The following is a 24,016-nucleotide window of genomic DNA, read 5'->3' on the forward strand; positions in this document are numbered from 1 at the left end:
ACCCGACGGCCGGGCCCGCGAAACGCAGCAGGTGTAGCGGCGCGGTTGCTGGGGTACTGCATCGAACGTGGTCACCGGATTGCGGCGGTGGTGTGCGGCGACGGCTGCCGGCGCCGTCGTCGTGGCGGGCTGTTCGTCGCCCGGCCAACCGGAGAGCGCACCCGAGGTGACGGTGATTCCCGTCGGCGCGGCGCTGCGCAGTCCGGTGTGGTCGTACCGCGCGCACACTCTGCTCGGCCTCACCGACGACCACCGGCTGGCCAAGGTCAGCGGCGCCGAGAACCCGGGCACGGCCCATACCAGCTTGTCGGGACCGTTAGACGCCGGACGCAACCTGCAGATCAGCCAGCGCGACGATCGACACGTCTTCGTGCCCCAGCCCCGGCGCGGCAGCGTCGCCGTCGTCGACATCGCCACCCTGCGGCCCGTCGCCCAGTTCGACGCCGGCCCGGCTCCCGACTATCTCTCCGAAGACGCCGGCATGCGCATCCTGCTCGCGCTGTCGGCGGACGGATCCACGGTGACACCGGTCGAGCAGTACGGCTACCGCAAGTTGCCGGCCGCCAAGGTCGGGCACGCGGATTCGATCGACGGGTCCACCCGAGGACGGGAAATCGACTACCACGTGTACGGACCGTCGGGAATCCGCTACTACAAAGGACCCTCGTCGCCGCCCGAGGAGCGCGGCGCGCTGGCCATGGACGTCGCGGTGTCGGCGGGCAACAACACGAAGGTGACTCGCACGTATGTCGCCGACCACCAGCACAGCGTGCTCTACTCCGTCGACTCCCGGCGCGGCGGCAAGGGATTAGAAGTGGTGGGCCGCGCGCAACTGCCGTCGTCTCCGGTGCGCTATCTCGCAACCGACGACACCAGGATTTACGTAGCGACCGACCGGCACCTGGTGACGCTCGAGGCTGCCAGTTACGGTGGCTACCCGAACGACACCATGCACGTGATCCACATGGTCGACTACCGCGCGAATCTGCCTGCCGGCCAGGCGAAGTCGGCGCCGCTGTCCGGCATGGCGGTCGGACCACACCGGGTGTTCCTCACCCTGCGCAGCTCTGTAATCGGCGTCGCCAAACCACACCTGTGAGGGACTGATGACAACGGCCATCGGCATCGACGACGACTTCGAACTGCTCGACGAGCAGATCGAAGCGCTGAAGAAGCTGGGACAGAAGGAAAAACTCGCCGAGGGTGAGAGCTACGACTTTTCCATCAGGTGGGGCGCGGCGCTGGCCGGTCGGCTGCGACGGCTGGTGTACTACCGCGCGCAAGGCATCCTCAGCAAGACCGACGAACAACGATTTCAGGCATTGTGCGACGAGTTGCGCGAGCTATCGGAACTGATCGACCGCTTCGGCCTGGCACAGCCGGTGTTCACCGATACGTCACCTGCAAAAGCTAACCGGCGTCGGGGAGTTCGACGGTCCAGCTCGCGGCGCGGGCTGCGGTTGCGTCGCGGACGAGGAAATCGTTCTCCCGCAACTTGATTCCAGTTCGCGGCTTGGGGCAGTCCGGGTTGCGGCATGTCAACGCCACCATGTAGGCGTCGTCATCCTCGTCGAGGAACAGGAAACCGAGGTAGAGTGCGTCACCGACGTCGAATTCCGTTGCGCCGCAGGCCTCGCAGTGGCCGCCCTTGGCCGCGACATGCTCGAGCACACTTTCCCGCTCGGCCAGATTGAGGCTGACCAGCTCGGGGCGCCTCATATCTCCACATCCTTGTCGTAATGGATGTTGTCCTCGCGCCAGCCGCCCAATCCCATCCCGATTCCGTGGTAGTCGTCGACTAACTCGATCTGGTTGATCCACTTCGCCATCTTGAACCCGACCTGCGTCTCCACCCGCAGCCGCAGCGGCGCACCGTGTTTGATCGGCAACGGATGGCCGTTCATCTCGTAGGCCAGGATTGTCTGCGGCTTGTAAGCCAGTTCCAGATCCATCACTTCGTAGAAGTGGCCGAGCCCGTCGGAGCTGGGCTCGTCACGGCTGTTGTCCTGCATCGTCAGAAAACAGATGTAGCGCGCCTGCGGCAGCGGCTTGACCTCCGCCAGCAGCCGGCTCAAGTGAATGCCGCTCCATTGGCCGATGCTCGTCCAGCCCTGCACACAGTTGTGCAGCACGCGCTGCGTCTGCGGTTCGGCCAACGCGCGCAAGGCGTCCAGATCCAGGGTCACCGGTTTTTCGACCAGGCCGCCGACCCGTAGCCGCCAGTCGACGAAGTTGTGCACCGCCATCACCTTGTATTCGTCCGAGCACGGCGGTTTGCCGTTGACGCGGTGTTCCCTGGACAACCTGCTCACCGGATAGTTCTGCCGGGAGTCCAAGGGACGCAACAGCATCAACTTGGCGCGGGTGTTGATCGCCCCCAGAACCTTGTGCACCTGCACCGGCCGTTTCAGGCTCCACACCGTCGCGGCGACGTGGACGGCGACGATCGCGCCGATGATCACGAACGACAAGAACGTCGCCCAGTTGATGTTGCGTACCGCGCCGAAGATCATCGCGGCATTCAGCTGGCCCCAGCCCCAGAAGAAGACCATCGACAGATGGATCACGATGAAGACCAGGAAGGCGCACAGCCCGAAGAAATGCAGGCTGCGCGCCCATTGCCGGCCACCCCACATCCGGACATACCACGGGAAGCGCGCCTCGACGGCGGGCGATTGGGCGGCGCCGGTCAGGATCTGGAAGGGCGCGAGCAGGAAGATGACGGCGGCGTATGTCAGCTTCTGGATGGCATCGAGCGGCTCGCTGGGCAACAGCGACGGCAGATTGAACGTCATGTAGGCGACAACGTCATTCCATGCCTCGGGGAAGATCGACCACGAATAGGGCCAGTAGCGGTGCCACTGACCGGTCGCGAACAACAGGATGTAGTACGACAGCCCGACCAGAATCCACCCGATCACCGCGGTGAAGTGCCAGTGTCGGCCCATCCCCAGCTTCTTGTGGCCGGGCAGCGCGACGATCGAGCTGTAGTTCTCCTCCTCGTCGAGGGTGTCGTAGAGCTTGTCGGTCGGCATCTGTTTGGTGGTGAAGCGTGCCCACTCGGTACCGGGCTTGCTGTCGTCGTGCCAATACAGCTTGGGGTGAGTGCCCAGGATCTCGATCCCGCTGCGCAACAGCAACGTCAGGAACAGCACGTTGAGCCAGTGGTCGACCCGTAGCCACACGGGATAGTCAAACGTCATCAGTCGCGCCAATTCTGGCGTTGCGGGTACGCCACGTTGATGCCCAACAGCACCGAGAAGTGCACCGCGACAAAGCCCAGTGCGAACGCGGCCGCAAACGTTGCGGGCGCGACGTCCCAGCGGCCGGACAATGCCATCAACCCCGGCAGGCTTGTGGCCCGGCTGATCAGATACAGACCGAGGTAGACAACCGAAACCAAGTCGCCAAGCAGCCAGCCACCCTGCAGGACACGGGAATTCAGCGCAAGCCACATGACGCCGGCGGCCAGCAGGCAGCCCGCGATCAGCAGCGTGGCATAGACGACGAAGTAGATCGGCAAGCCAGTCTCCCGACTCAAGACGTAGACATGCGTCGCAACAATGCCCAGCAGCAGTGCTCCGCCCAGCGCGGTCACCGTGCGCGGCAGGTCGAAGGCGACCCAGCCGCCCAGTCGCAGTATCTGAAGCAGCCGGCTGCGTTCCCACAGGCGCGCAACAACACCCACGGCGGCTAGGTACCCCGCGCTACGTCGTGGCAAACCAGCGACCGGTTACCGCGCGGGTTGATAACCTCCCCTGTGCGGGGGCTAGCCGAAGGCTTCGGCAGGAGGGACAGCCAATGCCCGCCGAAATGGACTGGGACAACACCGTCGGCAACGCCGACGATGTTCGGCGCGTGTTCGATAGCGTCCCCACCGTCCTGGTCGGCTTCGAGGGTCCCGACCATCGCTACGTCGCGGTCAACGCGGCCTATCGCAACATGTTTCCGCGGGTCACCGCGGTCGGTAGGCCGCTGCTCGAGGTCGCCCCCGAACTCGAGGGCCAGCAGATCCACGAGATGCTCGACCGGGTGTATCGCACCGGCGAGCCGCAATCGGCGAGCGAGTGGCGCCTGCACCTCGACGTCGACGGCTCCGGCACGATGCAGGAGCGGTTCTTCGACTTCCTCGCCACCCCACGCCGCCGCGCCGACGGGTCGATCGAGGGCGTCCAGTTCGTCATCGACGACGTCACCGCCCGGGTGCGGGACCGGATCGCCGCCGAGGCGCGCGCCCAGGAGATGACCGACCGTTACCGTCATGTGCGCGATTCGGCCACCGTCATGCAGCAGGCGTTGCTGGCGCCGTCGGTGCCGGTGCTGCCCGGGGCCGACATCGCCGCGGAGTACCTGGTCGCCGCTGAAGACACCGCAGCCGGCGGCGACTGGTTCGACGCCATAGCGCTCGGCGACCAACTGGTGCTCATCGTCGGCGACGTCGTCGGCCATGGCGTGGAAGCCGCCGCGGTGATGTCGCAGTTGCGCACCGCGCTGCGGATGCAACTGCTCGACCGCCGCGACATCACCCAGGCGCTCGAGGCCGTCGACCGCTTCCGTGAGGAAGTGCCGGGCTCGAAGTCGTCCACCCTGTGCGTCGGCGCGCTCAGCCTGAGCACCGGTGCGTTCCGGTACTGCACCGCCGGGCACCCGCCGCCTCTGGTCGTGTCGACCGACGCGACACCGCGGTATCTGGAGCCGACGGGCGCGGGCCCGCTGGGCAGCGGGACGCTGGGCAGCGGGACCGGCTTTCCGGTGCGCAGCGAGACCCTCGATATCGGTGACGCCATCCTGATCTACAGCGACGGCCTGATCGAACGGCCCGGCCGACCCCTGGCGGCCAGCACCGCCGAATTCGCCGACCTGGCCGCCAATATCCTCGGCGGCGGCGGGCTTCCGCTCGACGAATCGGCCCGGCCCATCGACCGGCTCTGCTCGCAAACACTTGAACTGCTGCTACGCACCACCGGCTACAGCGACGACGTGACATTGCTTGCCGCACAACGGCGTACGCCACCGGCACCGCTGCGGATGACCGTGGACGCCAACCTCGAGGCCGCCCGTGCGGTGCGGGCGCGGCTGCGCGACTGGTTATCTGGAGTCGGGGCCGATTCCGGGGATGTCTCCGACGTGGTGCACGCAATCTCGGAGTTCGTCGAAAACGCCGCCCAACACGCCTATCCGGTCGAGACCGCCGGCGGCATCGTGGTGCAGGCGGCGCTGGACGGTCACGCCAATCTGCGGGCGTGGGTGACCGACCACGGGCAGTGGAAGCAACACGACGACTCGGCGCGCGACGGCGGACGCGGGCTGGCCGTGGCCCAGGCGCTGGTTTCGGAAATCCGTGTCACACATGGCAACAACGGCACGACGGCCGCGCTGACCCACCCGCTCACCCGGCCGGCCCGGATCGTCACCGACCCCCGAGTCAGTCAGGTCGCCGACGAGCGCGGCGTCGACTACGAATTCCGCACCATGATCGACGACGACGGACGCATCGTCGTCGTCGGTGATGTCGATTCGCTGACCGCGTCGAAGCTGGCGCTGCAGATCTCACTGCACAGCCGCGGCGGCACCAAACCGGTGACGGTCGACCTGAGTTCGGTCACCCACCTCGGGTCGGCCGGAGTCAGCACGCTGGCCGACGCTCAGCATCAAGCCCGCCGCAACACTGCCGAGTGTGTGCTGATCGCGCCGCCGGGCAGCCCGGCACACCATGTCTTGTCGCTGGTCCGGCTGCCGATCGCCGTCGGCGAATCCGTGCGCGGCTGAAAGCTGTTGGCTACCGGGGCTTTCCGGTGCCGGTGCCGACGTTCGGTCGACACGAATCGACGAGCCGATGCGCAGTCTCGAACAGCAACGCATGGACGAAAGCCTGCGGCAGGTTGCCGCGCAACTGCCGCTGCGTCACGTCGAATTCTTCGGTGAAGAGGCCGGGCGGGCCGCAGGCGGTGCGGTTGCGCTCGAACCAGCGGACCGCCGCCAGATCGTTGCCCTGCTGATGATCGGCCAGCGCCATCAGGAATCCGCACAGCAAGAAGGCGCCTTCGGCCTCACCCAGCAGCCGTTCGTCCGGCCGGAACCGATACACGAAGCCGTGCCGGCCCAGATCGGCGCGCACCGCCTCGACCGTGGCGATGGTCCGCGGATCGCTGGCCGGCAGTGCGCCGCGGATCGACGGCGTCAGCAGCGCCGCGTCGATTCGCGAATCATCAGGCGCGCGTTGCCATCTGCCACTTGGATGCAGGCAATCGGAGTCGGCGTCGGTGATCAGCTGGTCGGCCAGCCGCTGCCACCCCGCGCCCTGGCGGGTGGGCGCCACCTCGCCGATGCGCCGCAGCCCGGCCGCGCAAATCAGCCGCGAGTGCGCCCAGCGCCGGTCGTCGACTTCCCAGATCCCGGCGTCGGGCTCGCGCCAGCGCTTCTCGATAGCGTCGACCAGTGTTTCCGCCGCTCGCCAATGCTGGCCGTCGAGGCGATCCAAGCGGGCGGCCGCCGCAAGTAGCAGCAGCGCCTCACCGAACACGTCGAGCTGGAACTGATTGGTCACCCAGTTGCCGGTCTTCACGGCGCCGCCCGGATAGCCGGGCAAGTCGAGGTCGCGCTCGTCGGGCGGGGGATCACCGGTGACGCTGTAAGCCGGCCTCAGCTGCGGCCCGTCGGCAAGGACGCGTTCGCTGACGAATCGCACCGCGTCGTCGACCAACGGGTGGGCGCCCGCGGCGGCGACGGCCTGGCCGGCATAGCACTGGTCGCGAATCCAGCAATAGCGGTAGTCGTAGTTGCGGCCTTGTTCGGCCCGCTCCGGCAGCGACATCGTCGCCGCGGCTACCATTCCCCCGCCGCTGCTGGTCATGCCGCGCAGCACCGCGTAGGCGGTTGTTGCGTCGTCGTCGGCCAGGCTCCCGGAAACCACCGGAACCGCTTGCGCCCAAGCACTTTCGGTGCTGCGCCAGCCGTCGTTGGGGCGCACGATGTCGTTGGGCAACTCGCGGTCGGAAAGCTCCAGCACGAGGTCGTGGTCGCGTCCGGGAACGACGTGCACGATCGCCTGCAATGACCCGTCGTCGCTGCGCTGCGCGGCGGCGGCCCCGGCCCACCGGAATCGGTGCGGGCCGGAGCGCCCGGTCCAGACCCCGTCGTGCAGCGCGAGGTCATGCATGCGTTCGGCGCCGAATTCCGCTCGAATGTCGAGCGTGATCCGCATGCGCATCGGATTATCGAGCGCCCGGATGCGTCGCAGCACCACCGCGGTGTGCGGGTCGCCCGGGAAGGCCAGCGCCTCGCGGCATTCGACGATCCCATCGGTGGTCACCCACCGTGACCGCCAAATCAGCGACCCCTTCTCGTAATAGCCGCCCCAGACGTACCGCGGGTGATCCGGTGCGACGGCGTAGAGGCCGCCACCGCCCAGCAGCGAGGCGAACACTGCGGGACTGTCCCAGCGCGGCAAGCACATCCAGCAGCAGTCGCCGCGCGGTCCGACGACGATGCCGCGCTCGCCGTCGGCGAGCAATGCGTACTCGCGCAGCACATGCGGGGTCTCGTCCATCGGTTTGCGGCATACCCGGTTTGCGTTGCGGGTAGTCACCCGGCATGACCTTGCGTGCCGCCGCCGCGATCCCCGTCGAATCCGTCGACGTCTCGGCCTACTCCATTCCCACCGACGCGCCGGAAGCCGACGGGACGCTGGCGTGGGATTCGACCACGTTCGTGCTGGTAAGCGTGCGGGCGGGCGGCCAGGTAGGCACCGGCTACACCTACGGCGACACCGCCGTCGCGACCGTCGTGCAATCCAAGCTGGCCGACGTCGTCAACGGCGGCGACGCATTGCAGCCACCGGCCCGGTGGGCCGACATGCAGCACGCGGTGCGCAACCTCGGCAAGCCGGGTGTGGTGGCTTGCGCGATCTCGGCCGTCGACATTGCGCTGTGGGACTTGCGGGCACGGCTCTTGGACGAACCACTGGTCGTTGCCCTCGGCGCCGTGCAGGACGCCACCCCGATCTACGGCAGCGGCGGATTCACGTCCTACGACAACGACATGCTGCGCGCGCAGCTGTGCGGTTGGGTCGGCGCCGGGATCCCGCGGGTCAAGATGAAGGTGGGCAGTGATCCGGATGCCGACATGGGCCGGGTTCAGGCTGCCCGCTCGGCCATTGGCGACGACGTCGAGCTCTTCGTCGACGCCAACGGCGCCTATAACCGCAAGCAGGCGCTGCTATGGGCGCAGCGCTTTGCCGAGTGCGATGTGCGGTGGTTCGAAGAGCCGGTGAGCTCCGACGATCTCGACGGCCTGCGGCAGTTGTCCTCGCAGGGACCGCCCGGAATGGACATCGCCGCGGGCGAATATGGCTACCACCTCCCGTATTTCCACCAGATGATCGGGGCCGTCGACTGTTTACAGGCAGATGTCACCCGTGCGCTGGGTATCACCGGTGTGCTCAAGGTCGCCGCGCTGTGCGACGCGCGGGGTATGGATCTGTCGCTGCATTGCGCGCCGCAGATCAGCGGCCACGTGGGCACGGCCATCTGGCATCTGCGCCATCTCGAGTACTTCCACGACCACGTGCGGATCGAAGGGCTGGCGTTCGACGGCGTCATGGAGCCGGAGCCAGGCGGCTTGCTGCGCCCGGATCGAAGCGCACCCGGACACGGCCTGACCGTCAAACACGCTGACCTGGAACAGTTCCGGGTGGCCTGAAATTCACAGCTGGCACAAATGTTGGCGTTGTAACGTCGAATGCTGTTAGACCGACAAACTATGTAGATGGCGGCCGGCGCGGTGCACTCCTCCGCACAGACCGTGGCTCGATGGCAAGAGACCTTGGAGGAGAAGTGGACATCGTACTCGGGGTATCGATGGCTCCCAAGACGATTCGCATGGTGCTGGTCGAGGGCGAGAACGCCGACGGCGTGACGGTCGAGGAAGACAATTTCGACACTGCCCACAGCACTCCGGATCAGGTGATCGCGGCGATCCTGGGCACGCGTGAAGGCGCCACCGAAGGCGGCTACCAGCTGAGGTCGACCGGGGTGACGTGGACCGACCCCGCCGATGCCGCGGCGCTGCGTGATGCGCTGTCGGCCCGCAAGATCGAGAACGTCATGCTGGTCTCGGCGTTTTTGGCCGCGGCGGCGCTGGCCCAAACCGTCGGCCAGGCAATGGGTTACGAGCAGACGGCGATGTTGTTCGTCGAGCCCGAGACTGCGACGCTGGCCGTCGTCGACGCTTCGGACGGATCGGTCACCGACGTGCGTCGCCGCCCGCTGCGCAGCGACGACGTCGCGGGTGAGCTGGCGACAATGGTCGCCGGCCTGGACGGCGTGGAGGGCCTCTTCCTGGTGGGCTCGGGTGTCGATGTGGCACCGATCAAGCCGGCGCTGGAGACGACGACGTGGCTGCCGGTGAGTGCACCGGAGGAGCCGGAGACGGCGCTGGCTCGGGGTGCGGCGCTGGCGTCGGCGAACGCGCCGTTGTTCGCGTCGTCGACGGCGGCGTTGGCGTACGCGCAGGATCCCGGCACCGGTGTCATGAACCCGTACTACTTCGAAACGCTCTCGGATGGCGGTTCGGGCGAGGTGGCGTACAGCGCCGTCGTGGACGACGACGCCGACACCGCAGTGATCTCTGTCGACGAAGTCCGGCAGGGACGCAGGCCGGTGCTGCTGGTCGGCAGCATATTGGCCGTCGTCTTCGTAACCGCCGCGCTGGCGTTGGAGGTCGCGCTGGCGCTCGGGATTCGCCCGACCGTCGCGTTGCTGCCCACGCCGGTGCAAAGGCTGATCGAGCCAACTGAGCAGGCGCCCGCCCCGCCACCGGCAGCTTCGGTTTCCGAGCCGCAGCCACCCGCGGCCCATATGGCCGCCCCGGCCCCGCAGCCCGCGCAGGTCCATGCCGTCGCGCCGCCGGAGCCACTCGCGGTGCCCGCGCCGCCGGCCGCACCTGCACCAGCTCCTGTTCCTGCGGCGCCGGTGCCTGCCCCGGTCCCGGTGCCCGTGCCGATCCACATACCCGTTCCGGCGCCGGTCAATGTGCCGGCTCCCGCGCCGGTCCAGGCGCCGGTTCTCCAGCTGCCGATCAATCTGCCGGCGCCCCAGCCGCCGGTTCGCCAGCCGACGCCACCGGTGCATGTGCCGACCCCGCCCGTGCGGCAACCGACGCCGCCGGTGCAGCACCCGTCGCCGCCCGTGCACATTCCGACCCCGCCGGTGCAGCAGCCGTCGCCGCCAATACATCTGCCGGCGCCGCCGGCGCAGGACCCGACGCCGCCCTGGAAGCTGCCGAGCTCACCAATACACGTGCCCACGCCGCCGGTTCAGGACCCGACGCCGCCGATACACCTTCCGGAGCCTCAGCCGCCGGTGAACATGCCTGCCCCCGAACCGCCCCCGCGCCTGTCGCTTCCACAGCTACCCCAGATGCCTGCGCCGCAGGCGCCTTCCATGCCGGCGATGCCGGCACCGGCGATGCCGCGATTGCCTTCACTGCCACCGCCCGCGGCGCCCGCGATGCCGTCGATGCCGCACTTCAGCATTCCGTCATTCAAGTTCTGACCGAGCGCCAGTGGCCGCTATCAATGCGGTGTATGTTGTGATGTATGAAGCGCAGGAACATCTACCTTGATGAAGCGCAGACGGCAAGCCTCGACAAGCTCGCCGACCAGCAAGGGGTGTCGCGTGCCGAGCTCATCCGCCAACTACTGAACCGGGCCCTCAACAACGCCGACGACGATTTGGCGTCGGACCTCGCAGCAATCAACGATTCGTTCGGAGCGCTTCGGGACTTCGAGAAGCCGGCGCGCGGCCCCAGCGGCCGAGAGGAGCACCTCGACCGGGTGTGGCGCGGCGGATCGTGATCCTCGTCGATACCGACGTACTAGTCGCCCATTTGCGGGGAGTCGCAGCAGCCCACGACTGGCTGATCAAAAGCCGCAAGGATGGAACTCTCGCAATCAGCGTGGTGTCGATCGCCGAATTAATCGGTGGGATGAGAAGTGCCGAGCGCCGCGAAGTGTGGCGCCTGCTCGCGTCCTTTCACGTGGAACCCGCGACCGAAATCATCGCGCGCCGCGCAGGCGATCTGATGCGCCGATACCGCAGAAGCCACAACGCGATCGGACTCGGCGACTATCTGATTGCAGCAACCGCCGACGTGCAGGGCCTCCAGTTGGCGACACTCAACGTGCGGCATTTCCCGATGTTCGAACGCCTGCAGCCACCGTTTGCGCTACCACGTGGGTGAGATCCGGCTCGTGAAGACAGTTTGGTGGTCCCGACTGGGATCGAACCAGCGACCTTCCGCGTGTGAGGCGGACGCTCTCCCGCTGAGCTACAGGACCGGTGCCGAAAGGCGAACGAGGTCGAAGATTAGCACGCTGAGGCGTTTTCCGAGAACGCGCTGCTCCTGTGGACGGCGAGGCGCGCCGGGCTGTACCGAGAAATTTGTGCGGCCCGCTTAGGTGGACTATCGTCGTCCTTCGCGACGGGCGACGATCTCGTCCGTGGCTCGCGGATGTAGCGCAGTTGGTAGCGCATCACCTTGCCAAGGTGAGGGTCGCGGGTTCGAATCCCGTCATCCGCTCGGAAGGTGCAAGTGGCATCAACCCCAGCGGTGGAGTGGCCGAGTGGTGAGGCAACGGCCTGCAAAGCCGTGCACACGGGTTCGATTCCCGTCTCCACCTCCATTTCTTTTGACCCGGGCGCGGTTAGCTCAGCGGGAGAGCGCTTCCCTGACACGGAAGAGGTCGCTGGTTCAATCCCAGTACCGCGCACCACATTTACGCAGCTCATACGTCGTTTTATGGGTTGTGCGCGATGCCCGTGCACAATGCATCCCCTTCGGGGTCTCGCCACTGCGAGCGGTGCTGCCACCGACGCAACGCCTCAAGGGGTCGAACCGATCGCACTGTGGTTGTCGATGACAATAGGTTCGTCGGTCGTCTACACGCGCAGCCTGGCCCATGGCTTGAGGATCACGCGGCATCGTCATCGCCAGCCAACTGGGCAGCCAACGGCGCCTTCTGAAGCCTCCGCTCTATCAGGTCTCGCTGCGCCCTTGTGAGCCCGTAGAGCTCATACACAGCCCCGTCCAGCGCATCCCACGCTGACACCAGCATTCGAGCGATTCGCTGAGCGCCGCTAGACGTTTTCTCCGCTCGCTCTTGCGCCTTAAGAGCGGCGATCCGCTGACCGGCCCTGGCAACCCTTTCAAGCAAGCGGCGGTCCGTCGGCGAGGTTGGATCGTGGACCGCGATGGGAAGATCCAAAAGCTCATTGGTGCCTACGTTGTTGTTGCTACTAGTTAGCCGGAAACGCCACTGCATCAGGTCTGAATTCAAGAGAGCCACTAGATACTCGAGCGATAACGGGGCGTTGTCGACCCCGACTATTGAGTTCGTCGAATCCGCAAACCACATTTTGGCTGTCACGATTGCGCATACCAATCGCTGCCGTTCGTCAACGCCGGTGATCCGCTGGGTAGCTATCCGCGGTGCGATGGGGCCGCCCTTGCGGGGATAATCCTTCCGAATTGCCTTGGCGTCTAACATTTCCCGCTTGCCCTGACTTAGTGACTCCCTTAGCTCAAACGCCCCAACCTCCACGCCCTTGAGCAGGGGTTCGTACTCAGACTTTTCGTCCGCGTCGGCGATATACCCACCGTACGTAGTCTGGTTGATCTCACCTCGCGTCACGACGTAAGAGTCGCCAAGCTCGCTAAGCCGCCTAACGTGCGATTTGCTATGGATATCGCGGCATACCGCCCACTCGTCAGCCGCTACCAGAGGAACCGGGGCGTTCTCTGGGTTAAGAAGCTGCAGATCGCCGAGCGTGAGTACGTTATCAGTTGATATCTCAGTCATGTTATTACCAGGAAATATATGCGTGGTTATCTGGTTTTGCGCCGTGAGCTTCGTAGCGTTCTTCTTACCCACGATGACCATGGTCGACAGCTTCGCCGCCTTAAATATGCGGCGATGTGGATTATCTTTTTGAGGAAAGCAGTCAAGCGTTGTATCAGCGAGATACGTGAAGAGATGCTTCCGAGTGTTGCCGGTACTGATGTCCGCAGCCAAACCCATAGGAACGATCATCCCCAGGTAACCACCGGGACGAAGCAATGCACAAGACTGGACCAAAAAGAAACGGTACAGATTTAACTTCCCACCCAATGCCGCCGCGTAGTCCGTGCGACTCGGGATGTATTCGCGTAGCTTATCGTGCGGCCAGGACGCTTTACCACGATCTTTTTCGATGACATCATACGGCGGGTTTCCGATTACAGCATGGAAGCCTTTTGAGCTCATTATTTCCGGAAAGCCTACCGCCCAATCGAATGGATTCAGATCATACTCCTCCTCAGGCGTCAGCTCGACGACGGAGGTCACCATGCTGTCAACCAAGCTATTCCCGCATAAAATGTTCCTATCCAGGTCTGGCAGTGCCCTTTCGACATGGAACATCTTTAATTGGCTATCCATCGTCTCGCTTGTCTCGCCCTCCAGAACGCGAAGCATGAGGGAGAGTTTTGTAACCTCAACGGCCTGCCGGTCGATGTCTACGCCAAATATGCTCGAAGTAAGGATTCTTCTTCTCTCTGCGAGGGTGAGTTTCAGCTGGCCACTAGCATCTCGATATAGCGCCTGCTTGCTGGCTCCCGAGCCAGACTCCGCATGTGCGTTTGTGAACCAGCGGATCAGATAATCAAATGCGCCAAGCAGGAAAGACCCAGAACCGCAGGCCGGATCTGGAATGCGGAGATTACGTGCAGCTCGTATCGACTTGTCGGCCAATAGCGGACCGAGGGTTTTATCCACAATGTGCTCAACGATATTCGTAGGTGTGTAATAGACACCGCCAGCTCGGCGAACCTCTGGCTTGTCTTCGACTACAACCGAACGCCTGCCTGTCAGTTGAATGACCTTACCAAGGAACTGCTCGTATACCTGCCCTAGAATGTCGGCCGGCATCACCGAGAATTCATATGGGCTGGTTGGGTAGTACATCGATTCAACAATGTCCCGCAAGACTTTATCTTCGATAACCAGACCTGGGGTAAGCTTATCTGGCGGTGTTGATCTGCCTTTCTCAGCCTTGAAATGAAAAAGGCCAGAGTCATACCTCGTGTCTGCCGCGAGAAAGATATTTAGCAAGCGAGTGTAGACTCCGGACCCCTTTAGAGCGTCCTTTAATTCGCCGTAGGGTTCGATACCGCGGTCTTCAGCAATTCTGAGGAACACAATCCTGTCGAGCGTTTGCTGGACCGCTTCATTCAGCTCGTTCACCGACAGTTCTGGGTTCTTCTTCGCAATGCTTTGAGCTAGAGTTTTACGCCACTCTTCCATCTGAAGCAGGAAGAGGCCATCAACTTCCGAAGTCCCCCGTCGCCTACTCGCCTGGTCGAAATACCGTTGTAGCGAGCCCTGATAAACCGAATTTTTGCCCAACAGCTCCTCAACTTCAGCCCACCTGTCGACGAGGTCTTTCCAAGGCACGAGGAGGGTTCTTGCCGCATTCGCCCGATCGGTTTCTGACGGCTGGCGCGTGCAGTCGTAAACGGCAAGGTGTCTGAAGTTGGTAAGGACGCTAATCGGCAACTTAGCGGTCCATCCGTAACGGCGGAGCTGATACGCTGCTGGCGTATCCCTGGATATATCAATGCCGGGCCGCTTCGCCTCGACGAAAAAGACGCGATTGCCGCCTATCCGAAATGCGTAGTCCGGTGCTTTGTGGGATCCGCCGATCTTGAGGCTGTACTCATTGACCACATCTTTGTATGCCTCCGAAAACAAATTCTTGTTGACGACGTCCCAACCCAGGGCCGTGAAGAGCGGTTCAATGAATTCTTTCCGGGTGTCGGCCTCTCCGTATGCCGCCGATTCGAGCACCCTCCGCTCCCGCTCGTACCGCTTGACGAGCTCCTTGACCTCGGTAGGCGGCTCGGCCATGGCTGTTCCTCCGCTTCCATAACGAAACTGCTTGCGGTCCAGTAGAGAGTAAGGCGCCCTACTGACATGTGAGGGAAGTTCACGTGTGGGTGGCGTGGTCTCTTGCGGTGTCCTTGTAACCCGCCGGCAGTCGTCACGGTGTCGAATCAATCGTCGGGTGCGGCGCGATCCGGCCGCGGACGGCCTCGCATAAGCATCTTGTGGTCAACCTCGCCAGCTCAGTGCTTGTTCACCGATTGCCTGCCGAACTGAAGTAGCTCCGTGACATGAAATGGCTCATCCGCCATCGCGAGCGCCTCCTCGACTTCGCGCTGATCCTCACCCGTCGGCCATGGCGACTGCGCCGCCCAGGCCGTCGCCCATGACGCGCCGGAAACGGCTCTCTAGGCGGCGGTGCTCATATTCGAGCGTCGGCGACTTCCGATTCATCGGCGCCGGCGGGCAATTCGGCTAGCACGGTGGCCGCCCCTCCGCCCCTGTGTCGCCACTGCCTTCGAGCTCGGCGTGGAGCTTCGCCAGGGCGATCGCTGGTTTTCGCTAGCCGGTTCCATTTTGGCCGCCCCGCAGCGCGTCGTCGCGCTCCTCCTTACGCCAGCGGGCGTTGTTGTGCTTCCACGTGCTGACCAGCCAGTCATTGGACACGAGCCGATGTATCCGCGGATTCTTCGACAACGTTCCCAGCGCCATGAACACCGCCGCGGTAGCCGCTACGGCGAGGATGACGACCGTGCCCCATCTATGGCCGAGGGCGGCGTTGATCGCCCCTGCAGTGAAAGTCGTTGCGGCGACTAGCGATACGCCGAACCGGAGTTTGTCGGAGCGTGACAGTTGCTTCACCGCGTTAACTCCTACCCATTGCCGAAACGGGAAGTCGGTTTATGACATCGTGCGGCGGCGTCGAGCCCTGAACCAATCGAACGCCAAGGCGACTGGGATGAACGCCAGGATCGCGATGTTTAGGTACCGTGTCCCCGGGGTGGTGATGACGTCGAATATCAGGAATGCCGCGAGCACGGCCAGGATGACGTACTGGATGATGCGCTGCCGGCGCACCGCCTGTTCACGGGTCGCAGCTGTGCGGCGTCCGACGGCCATCGCGCCGGCGCCAATCGCCAGCCCAACCGCTACAGCGGCTAAACCGAGCCACCAGATCGTCGTCATTCGCACTGACTCAACTTTTTGACGGCATCCCCGAGTGCGCTCATGCCGCCGAGGACGATCGCTGTCGAGCCTGCCGCGGTTGGCACTTCGCCGGCGATGCCAGATGCGATACCCGCTGCGCCGCCGGCCGCTTCAGTGATGTCGATCGCGACGTCGTCTGGGCCGCAAGGATGCTTCGACGGGTCATGGTCCGTCGGGTTCATCGCTGTCGGTGGCGCGGTGTTCATCGTGGTCCGTGGCGGCAGCCGCACCGGGTTGCCGGTGACCGGCGGCGCGGGTGGCGGCGGGGGCGCGGGGCCCGGGCCATCTTGTTTCGCCTCAAAACCGGCGAGTTGCACCGGGTTCGGCGCGTCGTTGCCGTGTGTCCAAACGCCGGGAGTTGTCCCGCCATATTGGAATTGCCCGGTGTTTCCGACAGGGGTCGCCATGGCCGGATGAACCTGCCCATTGGGCTGGGCGGCCGGCGCAGATGCTGTACCAGCGGGCGCCCCAGCGGTCCCCATGGCCGGGGCCATCGCCCCGGCTATCGCACCGGCCCGCTCGTCATCCGTCCCCCTGTACTGCGCGCCTGCGGTGTGAATGTTCGTCGAAATTTCGTTGAGTTGCTGGACCTGCGCGCTGGCCGCCTCATGAAACCGCTGAATCGCCGACTGTGCGGCCTTGGCCGCTATGCCTTGCCAATGGCTGTCCATCTCGGTCGCGGTCGACTCGACGCGGGCTAGCACAGTCTTCAGTTCGTCGGCGATCCGCTCGAAATTCGCGGCCTCTTTGGCGAGGACGGGGACATCGGTCTGCAGTGCCATGCGGCGAGTCTACTGCCAGCGCACCTGGTCAGAAGCCGCAAATCGGTGGGTGGCCGCCTCACCGCACCGCAGCGGGACCAACCAACACTAGGCAGCCGTCGCCCAGCGGCGGCGCGTACACCGCATTCACACGTCCACGTCATGTGACCACCACAGCAACATGCCTGGTGACCGACCAGGCAGCGGTTGGGACCGAGGCGGTGCCCTTAGGGCAATGGGTAGGCGGGTGGACCATCCAACGACTGTCGGTGCAGCGGACCAAATCCCAGACTCGCAACATATGGCAAGCGTAGGGTCCAGACGCTATGGATGCCTTCATGATTTCAGCGGCAGGCTCATCGGCTTTGGTGCTGGCATGCGGGCTGCCGTTAGCGTCGGCAGAGTCCAACCACTCCGTCGAATTTGGTGCGACGCCTATGCCTGTGTCGGGTCCCTGCAATATGCCGCCTACCCGTGACCTGATCATCTGGATACGCGAGCCACGCCGCCCGGACAGTGCGCAGAAGGTAGGCGACGCCGACCTGGCGCAGTGCAAGCCCACCCTGGAGACGTGGCGGGACACTGAGCCCACCGGCCCTAACTACTGTTTCAAGATCGCTTGGGCTTCAGACAATCCCGGCTATGACGTCGACCCTCGACCCGCGGCGCCACTAAAGAAGGTCATCGACCAGACGGGCGGCTGCTAGGACCGTCGCGCGGCGGGCGAGCGGCCGAGCAGATCCGCAAACAGGTGGAGGATCAAGCGATGTCGAGCAAGGAGCAGGAAATCCGAGCGGTCGGCATTCCGTCGGCGGCGATGATGGGAGTCGCGAAAATCGGTGTCCGCGACTACTTCACGATGGAGCACCTGTGGAACGCCCGCCACAATGCCGAGCTTTGCGCGGAGCGGGAAGCCGCACTGGTCGCCGACGGCTTCCGTGGGATTGATAGAGCCGTCAGAGCGTTTGCGCTAGCCGGGATTTTAGAGTCCGTAGCCTTCCTTGAGGCCCTGGTCAACAGCGTGTGGCAAGACGCGGTGGACGACGACCCGGAATCTCCTAACCCAAACCCTCACCTCGAAGGATTGTCCGCCCAGTCCATCGCGAGACTACGAGAATTATGGAAAACCGAGCGAGTTGAACGGTCACTGTCGGTACTTGATAAGTACCAGGTGGCACTGACGTGCGCAGATCAGCGGCCGATCAACCTCGGCGAGGCACCTGGTCAGATTGTGGCTGCAATTATCCTGTTCCGTAACGATTTAATGCACTTCAAGCCGAAAGTGCAGTGGACCCATGAAGTCCATCGACTCGAAGATCGTTTGCGGCCGCGCCTCACCGACAACCCACTACTCAACCCGAATCCGTGGTTTCCTCATCACATGCTCTCCGCAAGCGGCGCAAAACTTGCTTACGAAACATCACGCGAGTTTGGAGAGCTTTGGTGGCAGCGGATGGGCTTCGTGTGGGATCACTTCAAGACATTCGACGAAATGACTGCCCAGGTTCCAAGCAACCGTAGTCCCTAATCAAGCGCCGCCGCCCGCTTACCGCCCACCGCCGACGCGGATGATCGGCGGCCGGTCACGCTGCGCGCCTCCAGCAGTGCCAGCCGGCGGTTTACATGTCGCATGCGCCTATCTAATTGGCCGACGCGGAGAATCAGCCGCGAGACCAATGACGGAAGTTTCTGGCGCATCACAGGTCCATGTATTCATCGAACAGGTCGCTGTCGTCGACCGCAGCGCGATCGGGGCGGCGCCCTGGCACACATCGCTGACGCTCGGAAACGAGTTCACCCGAGAGCCCCAGCGGGGACACGGACGATCACCGCTTCCTTACGCCGGGCGCCCAGACCGGCAGCCCGCGCGTCGAGCCGGATCGAGCGGCTACGCAAACATCGGAGCGACGACGTTGGTCAGGTAGTTGATCATCGGGGTGATGTCGTAATCGTAATGATCAGCCGCGGCGCCGGCCCCGAGGAAATTCAATCCGTTGGCGATGGCCTCGGCGTCGGCGATCGGCATGCCGACATCTTCGGCGACCTCTTCAACCGTGCCGAGGCTGGGGTCATACACGGCGTTGTAGACCGTGGTTTCGACGTAGCCGGGCGGGGCTTCCGCGGTCCACGGGTTCGGCCCGACAGGACAGCTGCTGTAAAGCTCTGTCGCCCCGCCATCGGAGCCCAGCCAGACGAAATCAAGCCAATTCGACGGGGTTTGGTCAGGTGTCAGGTCATCTGGTCCCGCGATACCGCCGGTCAGAACACCGTCGACCGGTGCCGGCATGCCCCAGCCGGCGTAGGCGTTGCCGTTCGCGAAACCAGGTGAGCGGCAAGGGTTTCCCCACATCAAGCCCGCAGGCACACGACTAGCCAGGTCGTTGGCCAGAATAAAGTCACGCCACCAGTGGCTGCCGCAAATCGCCCCCTCCGAGTAACCGAGCGGGATGATCAGATTGTCCGTCCACACCTGGGTCGCGAGCCGAACACCCTCGTTGAAGCCGTCATCGACCGACTGACCCAATGGCGGGTTCACTATCGACGCCGGGTAATTGCCGACCGGCTGCCAGTAAAAAACTTGCGGAAACGCTGTCGCTGCGGCCAACCCGACGGCCGCGGGCTGGGGCGGGGTCGTGTCCCACATGCTCACACCGGCGCCCGACCACGTCAGCAGAACGACCGGCAGGGTGCCCGAATATTGCGGCGGGTAATACAGCCCGTCTAGCTTGTCGGCAACGTCCGACCATGTTGTGGCCACGTCAGCCAGCGGCCTTCTTCTGCGCCAGCACCCACTCGAGGATCGTCATCAAAGCGTCGAACTCGTTGTAGGTGTTGCCGTCCGACGCCTGATAAGTGGCCGTGTGGATCTTGCCGAGCGTCGTTGTGATGTCGAGAACAGATGTGGTGGTTTGCTTCGGCGCTTCGGGATAGGGCGCGCTAGTGGCTAGCCCGAAGATCGCCATCGGGGCGAGTTGATCCACTTCGCGGTAGCTCAGCGGGCCTGATGGCCCGATGCCGTCGAGCTTGTCGGAGACGGATTGCGCGGTGGCACCTACGTTAGGGCTTGTCATGAGTTTTCATACCTCCCTGAGTTGGTGTTTTGATCTGAAGTACCAATGCTCAACCTCGGCAGCCGATGACCTGATGCAGTATGGAGGCGCTGTTGAGGATTCTTTCGCGTCGCACTTAAAACCTTACCCCCCTTTTACACTCAGCCTCCGGTTTAGCTTGCCAATGGCGTGTCCCGCGTGTGGGAGATCCGCCGTTGTGGGGGTGGGACTCACCCAACGGGGCGGGCGGCAAAGGACGCGGCTAGAAACCGAAAACACTTGTGGTGCAGCCACTTTCGCAAAACAGGTGTCGTCGACGCCAGCGGGCGGATCGTTCGTTGCATCACCACGGCGCACCGAAGTGACCCGAGGTTTCGGCGTTCCGGACGCCCATCCGTGCGCCTGAAACATGTTGGCTTCACGTGGCGTAACCGCACAACCCCCGTCGCCGGCTACGCGGTGTTGCCGGACTTCGGGATGTTGAGTGACGGCTGCGACTGGATCAGGCCCGACAGCAGGCCCAGAATCCCCGTCCCACCCGCGGCGGTGACTTCGCGCAGGATGCCGGTGGTGTCCGGGTTGGGCGCGCCGATCGCCTTCTGCAGCGCCGCGACGGTCGAGCCCAGCGAACTCTGGTTGCCCGTCTCGGTGACGCTCAGGGCGTCCACCTGAGTGAGGTTCTGGCCCTGGCTGTTCTGCCCGAGCTGCGCCCACCCGCTGCCCACCGACGTCGACGAGCCGGGCAGCAGCGGCATCGGCGGCTCCAGCAGACCGAGGAGCTGCTGCGCGCAGAGCACGACCAGGTTGTAGATGTCTTCCTGCTGTGCTTGGGTCAAACCGCTCAAGAAACCATCCTCCTCTGGTGATGGGGTGGGGGCGAGGCCGAACGCCGCCGCCAAGTCGGTGCCCTTGAAGGCGTTGCAGTCGATGCCGGTGAACGGCGGGATGTAGGCGCGGTCGGTGAACTGCCAGATCGTCGGGGTGGCATCCCCGTAGGAGTTCCAGCCCTCGCCCGAATCGCCGCCGGCGGCGGCGTAGACCACGCTGGCGTAACCCGACCCGTCCGGGTAGGCCGACGAAATCAGCGTCGGAATACCCGACAGGTCACCCCCTCCGACCTCCGACCAGTACCACTGCGGGCAATACCCGACATGCACGGTCACCCCGGCAGCCTCGAACGCAGCCACTACCGCCTGGTAATTCGAGAAATCGCCGCTGTTGGCTTCCCAGTCCGCCATAGCAACGGATCCGCCGTTGTTACCAAGCCATGTTTGCGCTTGGCTCGCCGGATCGTCTTCAGTCACGTAGTGGTATCCGAGGCAAACGACGTTGTTCTGCTGGCACCACTGCAGAACGACGGGCCAGTAAGGATCTTCGTAATAAGACCCTTCGGAAACTTTATGGACGACACCGGCGAAACCTTGTGGGACAAGTTGTTCCAGGAAGTTGATCGCGTCTTGGTCGCTGGACCAGTTGTTATTGCTGACATCTGGATAGAAGAGCGTCACGCCGCGAACCTCTCCACGTCAGCCATTCGCGGCTTTCCAGTGGCTGACCTGCGCCAGCTTGCGGGTGGTGCGTACCAGCCCATCGCTGTGCCGCGTCACCTCCCAGATCAGGTTGCCGTGCTCGCCGTGCACGGCGGTTGCGGTCGCGCCGGCCTGGTACCGGACTTCGCCGAGTCGTTCCGGTTCGCCGGTGTCCTTCATCTCGCCGCTCCTGCCGGCACGTGGGCGCGGATGCGTGCCTCGTTCGCCTCGACCGGAGGGTAGCGGAGGGTGGGCTCGCCATCGTGGAACTGCTCGGCCGCGTCGCTCGCCGAGCGACAATCACGCCGCGGTGCGACAATGAGCAACCGATGAGACGACTACTCACGCTGACCACTGTTGCCGCGGCGATCGGCCTGCCGCCACCCGCGCTCGCGGAGCCTTCCGGCGACGATGCGGGCTTCCTGGAAGCGCTCAAGAACGCCGGCATCACCTATCAGAGCCCAGACAGTGCCGTCGCGAACGCCAAAGCGGTGTGCGGAATGCTCGACGACGGCAAGGGCGCCCCGGAGATCGTTGCTCAGCTGCAGCAGGCTAACGCCGGTTTCGCGCAACGGGACGCGGCCAAGTTTGTGGCGCTCGCATCCGTCGCGTACTGCCCGAAATACATGCAGGGCGGCGGCGACAGCAAGTAGCCGCTCTACCCCGACTTCAGGATCGTGATCGACCTGTCGATCTTCTTGAACGAGTTGAAGGTTTCCGACGGAACGCCGAAGACCGCGGACAGCACCCGCGGCGGCAGCTTGCTGATCGACGCGCCAATTCCTATGTCGTCCTTGCCTTCTTGAGTACTGGCGTTGAACACGATGATCACATGGAGGTCGTCGTGGCCCTTGTTCTCGAAGTAGTGCAGTGACCCCTGCGGGGCGAAAACCACGTCGCCAGGGTGGGCATCGAACGTCTCGTCGTGCCCTTGCGGGTCAAGCAGCGTCCAGGTCGCAACGCCGCTGAGAACCACGCTGATCTCCCACGCGCTCGGATGCCAGTGCGGCTCACGAATACCGCCGGGCTGCAAGGTCACAAACACCACACTGGCCTGCTGTCCTTTGAGGATCGGGAAGTTGTCCTCGTGCGCTTGGCGCAGCGAGCCCCCTTCGAAATCCGTTGTGGGCAGCGCGCCGAGATGGAACAGATGCGATTGGTCGGTGATCAGTTCGGCAGGTATCCGGGGGTCACCGAAGCGTGCGGCGTCGTCGGTCATTGGCTCGTCCTTAACTGTCGGGTAGCCGGAAGGGCTGTTGGACAAAGCGCGGTCGACGCCGGCTCCACCCAACGCTGCGGCCCCGGCAAGGCCGGCTCCCCCGAGCACCTTGCGTCGATTGATAGCCATCCACGGATACTAGGCCCGATCCCGATCGGGCCGTAGGCGTTCTAGCCCAAGCTAACTGGCGTCGCCGCCGTTCGGGCTAGCGCCGCCGCCATTCACGTATTGCGGGCAGTACGCGCTCGCCGCGATCGCGGTGAACTTGGCGGCGCCGGAGATCGTGAATCCGGGATTGAGTTCAGTCACCCTCTTGACGACTTCCACGTCCGACTGACCTTGGTCCAGCATCTGACACGCCGTCTTGCCGGCCTCGACGGCCTGATCCCCGCTCGCATAAGTGATGCCTGCTTTGTTGAGCGCACTGAGAAAGTCCGCATCGACGCCGCCCGGGTCGGCGTGCGCCGGCACGGCCAGGCCGACCGTGGCGGCAACGCCCGTAAGCACCAGTAGAAGTCTCATCGCTCCATCATCGCCGACGCGGGCGCGGTTGTCCCGCGAGCGCATCGTCAACCGGCAGTTGACGAACACCATTCGTCAACCTAGAGTTGACGGCATGGCCGACTCCACACCTATCACCCATCCCGTCCGCCTCGACGAGCTGATCAACGCCATCAAGCAAGTGCATGCCGACGTACTCGACCAGCTCAGCGACGCCGTCCTGGCGGCCGAACACCTCGGCGAGGTCGCCGACCACTTGATCGGGCACTTCGTCGACCAGGCCCGCCGGTCGGGCGCCTCCTGGACCGACATCGGCAAGAGCATGGGCGTCACCAAGCAGGCCGCCCAAAAGCGTTTCGTGCCACGGACACTCGACCCCGACCAGGGTTTCGAGCGCTTCACACCCCGGGCCCGCAGCGCGGTCGTCGCCGCCCAAAACGCCGCGCACGAGGCCCGCAACGGCGAAATCACCCCCGATCACCTGGTGCTGGGCGTGCTCAGCGACCCCGACGCACTGGCCACCAAACTGCTGGCGGCGCAAAAGGTCGACGCCGAAGCTGTCCGTGCGGCCGTCACCTTGCCGCCGGCGGTCGAGCAGCCGCCGTCCCTGATTCCGTTCAACGGGCCGGCCCGAAAAGCGCTCGAGCTGACCTTCCGCGAAGCACTTCGCTTGGGCCACAACTACATCGGGACCGAACACCTCTTGCTGGCACTGCTCGAACTGGAGGACGGTGCCGGTCCCCTGCACCGCGCCGGCATCGACAAGGACCGGGCGGAGGCCGACCTCACCGCGGTGCTGGAATCCCTGGTGTCCGGGAAGACGGACTGAG

Annotated in this window: 24 protein-coding genes and 4 tRNA genes; 13 read left to right on the plus strand and 15 right to left on the minus strand. The window is 64.3% G+C overall.

The features are described 5' to 3' along the window. Positions 1 to 67: 67 nt before the first annotated feature. The gene (locus G6N47_RS22280) at positions 68 to 1,099 is read left to right on the plus strand and encodes a YncE family protein (protein ID WP_083132481.1); all 1,032 of its coding nucleotides are present in this window, start codon (positions 68 to 70) and stop codon (positions 1,097 to 1,099) included. A 7-nt stretch (positions 1,100 to 1,106) separates the two neighbouring features. Then, positions 1,107 to 1,499, plus strand: coding sequence for a hypothetical protein (locus tag G6N47_RS22285; RefSeq protein WP_083132480.1), 393 nt, complete (start codon positions 1,107 to 1,109; stop codon positions 1,497 to 1,499). Here G6N47_RS22285 and G6N47_RS22290 read toward each other — a convergent pair. Genes G6N47_RS22290 through G6N47_RS22300 form a run of 3 tightly spaced genes read right to left on the minus strand, consistent with a single transcriptional unit; the run spans position 1,411 to position 3,688 of the window. Further along, positions 1,411 to 1,719 carry a hypothetical protein gene (locus tag G6N47_RS22290; protein ID WP_083132479.1) on the minus strand — a complete coding sequence of 103 codons (309 nt, stop codon included), beginning with the start codon at positions 1,717 to 1,719 and terminating at the stop codon, positions 1,411 to 1,413. The two genes, G6N47_RS22285 and G6N47_RS22290, sit on opposite strands and share 89 nt — an antisense overlap. Beyond that, positions 1,716 to 3,206 carry a molybdopterin-dependent oxidoreductase gene (locus G6N47_RS22295; RefSeq protein ID WP_083132504.1) on the minus strand — a complete coding sequence of 497 codons (1,491 nt, stop codon included), beginning with the start codon at positions 3,204 to 3,206 and terminating at the stop codon, positions 1,716 to 1,718. Before G6N47_RS22295 ends, G6N47_RS22290 begins: the two co-directional genes overlap by 4 nt. Further along, positions 3,203 to 3,688, minus strand: a complete 486-nt coding sequence (locus G6N47_RS22300; RefSeq protein ID WP_083132478.1) for an oxidoreductase — start codon at positions 3,686 to 3,688, stop codon at positions 3,203 to 3,205. Before G6N47_RS22300 ends, G6N47_RS22295 begins: the two co-directional genes overlap by 4 nt. A gap of 113 nt (positions 3,689 to 3,801) precedes the next feature. Here G6N47_RS22300 and G6N47_RS22305 point away from each other — a divergent pair, with 113 nt between their 5' ends. After that, complete coding sequence (locus G6N47_RS22305; protein ID WP_163659721.1) at positions 3,802 to 5,769, plus strand: SpoIIE family protein phosphatase; 1,968 nt, start codon at positions 3,802 to 3,804, stop codon at positions 5,767 to 5,769. A gap of 10 nt (positions 5,770 to 5,779) precedes the next feature. Here the strand turns inward: G6N47_RS22305 and G6N47_RS22310 are convergent, their stop codons facing one another. Beyond that, positions 5,780 to 7,549 (minus strand): glycoside hydrolase family 15 protein, encoded by a 1,770-nt coding sequence (locus G6N47_RS22310; RefSeq protein WP_083132476.1) that lies wholly within the window; start codon positions 7,547 to 7,549, stop codon positions 5,780 to 5,782. Between the two features lie 44 nt (positions 7,550 to 7,593). On the opposite strand from G6N47_RS22310, the gene G6N47_RS22315 reads away from it, so the two are divergent. From G6N47_RS22315 to G6N47_RS22330, 4 genes are all read left to right on the plus strand, one after another. Next, positions 7,594 to 8,700, plus strand: coding sequence for an enolase C-terminal domain-like protein (locus tag G6N47_RS22315; RefSeq protein ID WP_083132475.1), 1,107 nt, complete (start codon positions 7,594 to 7,596; stop codon positions 8,698 to 8,700). Positions 8,701 to 8,834: 134 nt separating this feature from the next. Next, a complete protein-coding gene (locus G6N47_RS22320) occupies positions 8,835 to 10,553 on the plus strand; it encodes a DUF7159 family protein (RefSeq protein ID WP_083132474.1) in 1,719 nt (572 codons plus the stop codon). 44 nt (positions 10,554 to 10,597) lie between these two features. Continuing rightward, complete coding sequence (locus G6N47_RS22325; protein ID WP_083132473.1) at positions 10,598 to 10,855, plus strand: ribbon-helix-helix domain-containing protein; 258 nt, start codon at positions 10,598 to 10,600, stop codon at positions 10,853 to 10,855. Next, positions 10,852 to 11,241 (plus strand): type II toxin-antitoxin system VapC family toxin, encoded by a 390-nt coding sequence (locus G6N47_RS22330; RefSeq protein WP_083132503.1) that lies wholly within the window; start codon positions 10,852 to 10,854, stop codon positions 11,239 to 11,241. Before G6N47_RS22325 ends, G6N47_RS22330 begins: the two co-directional genes overlap by 4 nt. Before the next feature lie 22 nt (positions 11,242 to 11,263). Here the strand turns inward: G6N47_RS22330 and G6N47_RS22335 are convergent. Next, positions 11,264 to 11,338: transfer RNA gene (locus G6N47_RS22335), tRNA-Val, on the minus strand. 169 nt (positions 11,339 to 11,507) lie between these two features. Between G6N47_RS22335 and G6N47_RS22340 the strand changes: the two genes are divergently transcribed. The 3 genes from G6N47_RS22340 to G6N47_RS22350 all read left to right on the plus strand — a co-directional run bounded on the left by G6N47_RS22340 (position 11,508) and on the right by G6N47_RS22350 (position 11,773). Continuing rightward, a tRNA-Gly gene (locus G6N47_RS22340) sits at positions 11,508 to 11,580 on the plus strand. 29 nt (positions 11,581 to 11,609) lie between these two features. Then, positions 11,610 to 11,683, plus strand: a tRNA-Cys gene (locus tag G6N47_RS22345). Positions 11,684 to 11,698: 15 nt separating this feature from the next. Further along, positions 11,699 to 11,773, plus strand: a tRNA-Val gene (locus G6N47_RS22350). 198 nt (positions 11,774 to 11,971) lie between these two features. Here G6N47_RS22350 and G6N47_RS22355 read toward each other — a convergent pair. From G6N47_RS22355 to G6N47_RS30215, 4 genes are all read right to left on the minus strand, one after another. Then, entirely contained in the window at positions 11,972 to 14,944 is a 2,973-nt protein-coding gene (locus G6N47_RS22355) for an Eco57I restriction-modification methylase domain-containing protein (protein WP_083132472.1), read from the minus strand. A gap of 537 nt (positions 14,945 to 15,481) precedes the next feature. Next, on the minus strand, positions 15,482 to 15,781 hold the full coding sequence (locus G6N47_RS22360) for a hypothetical protein (RefSeq protein WP_083132471.1): 300 nt from the start codon (positions 15,779 to 15,781) through the stop codon (positions 15,482 to 15,484). Between the two features lie 39 nt (positions 15,782 to 15,820). Continuing rightward, positions 15,821 to 16,105, minus strand: coding sequence for a hypothetical protein (locus G6N47_RS22365; RefSeq protein WP_083132470.1), 285 nt, complete (start codon positions 16,103 to 16,105; stop codon positions 15,821 to 15,823). Beyond that, complete coding sequence (locus G6N47_RS30215; RefSeq protein WP_083132469.1) at positions 16,102 to 16,908, minus strand: WXG100 family type VII secretion target; 807 nt, start codon at positions 16,906 to 16,908, stop codon at positions 16,102 to 16,104. The genes G6N47_RS22365 and G6N47_RS30215 overlap by 4 nt, the downstream gene beginning before the upstream one ends. Positions 16,909 to 17,653: 745 nt before the next feature. Between G6N47_RS30215 and G6N47_RS22375 the strand changes: the two genes are divergently transcribed. Next, positions 17,654 to 18,415 carry a hypothetical protein gene (locus tag G6N47_RS22375; protein ID WP_139799555.1) on the plus strand — a complete coding sequence of 254 codons (762 nt, stop codon included), beginning with the start codon at positions 17,654 to 17,656 and terminating at the stop codon, positions 18,413 to 18,415. 360 nt (positions 18,416 to 18,775) lie between these two features. On the opposite strand, the gene G6N47_RS22380 is transcribed toward G6N47_RS22375, so the two are convergent. The 4 genes from G6N47_RS22380 to G6N47_RS29830 form a co-directional block, all read right to left on the minus strand. Then, positions 18,776 to 19,492: a hypothetical protein gene (locus G6N47_RS22380; RefSeq protein ID WP_232080265.1), complete on the minus strand. Its 717-nt coding sequence runs from the start codon at positions 19,490 to 19,492 to the stop codon at positions 18,776 to 18,778. A 154-nt stretch (positions 19,493 to 19,646) separates the two neighbouring features. Further along, positions 19,647 to 19,958 (minus strand): hypothetical protein, encoded by a 312-nt coding sequence (locus tag G6N47_RS22385; RefSeq protein ID WP_083132465.1) that lies wholly within the window; start codon positions 19,956 to 19,958, stop codon positions 19,647 to 19,649. 431 nt (positions 19,959 to 20,389) lie between these two features. Continuing rightward, a complete protein-coding gene (locus tag G6N47_RS22390; RefSeq protein ID WP_232080266.1) occupies positions 20,390 to 21,445 on the minus strand; it encodes a GH25 family lysozyme in 1,056 nt (351 codons plus the stop codon). Between the two features lie 18 nt (positions 21,446 to 21,463). Next, a complete protein-coding gene (locus tag G6N47_RS29830; RefSeq protein WP_232080267.1) occupies positions 21,464 to 21,646 on the minus strand; it encodes a hypothetical protein in 183 nt (60 codons plus the stop codon). Positions 21,647 to 21,729: 83 nt separating this feature from the next. Here G6N47_RS29830 and G6N47_RS22395 point away from each other — a divergent pair, with 83 nt between their 5' ends. Beyond that, positions 21,730 to 22,119, plus strand: a complete 390-nt coding sequence (locus G6N47_RS22395; protein WP_197945487.1) for a DUF732 domain-containing protein — start codon at positions 21,730 to 21,732, stop codon at positions 22,117 to 22,119. A 5-nt stretch (positions 22,120 to 22,124) separates the two neighbouring features. Here G6N47_RS22395 and G6N47_RS22400 read toward each other — a convergent pair whose 3' ends face one another. Both G6N47_RS22400 and G6N47_RS22405 read right to left on the minus strand, forming a co-directional pair. Then, positions 22,125 to 22,814: a cupin domain-containing protein gene (locus G6N47_RS22400; protein ID WP_083132464.1), complete on the minus strand. Its 690-nt coding sequence runs from the start codon at positions 22,812 to 22,814 to the stop codon at positions 22,125 to 22,127. A 51-nt stretch (positions 22,815 to 22,865) separates the two neighbouring features. Continuing rightward, a complete protein-coding gene (locus G6N47_RS22405) occupies positions 22,866 to 23,279 on the minus strand; it encodes a DUF732 domain-containing protein (protein WP_372517483.1) in 414 nt (137 codons plus the stop codon). 22 nt (positions 23,280 to 23,301) lie between these two features. Here G6N47_RS22405 and G6N47_RS22410 point away from each other — a divergent pair, with 22 nt between their 5' ends. Beyond that, complete coding sequence (locus tag G6N47_RS22410; protein WP_083132463.1) at positions 23,302 to 24,015, plus strand: Clp protease N-terminal domain-containing protein; 714 nt, start codon at positions 23,302 to 23,304, stop codon at positions 24,013 to 24,015. Position 24,016: the final 1 nt, after the last annotated feature.

Source organism: Mycobacterium branderi, assembly GCF_010728725.1.
Taxonomy (GTDB): Bacteria; Actinomycetota; Actinomycetes; order Mycobacteriales; family Mycobacteriaceae; genus Mycobacterium; species Mycobacterium branderi.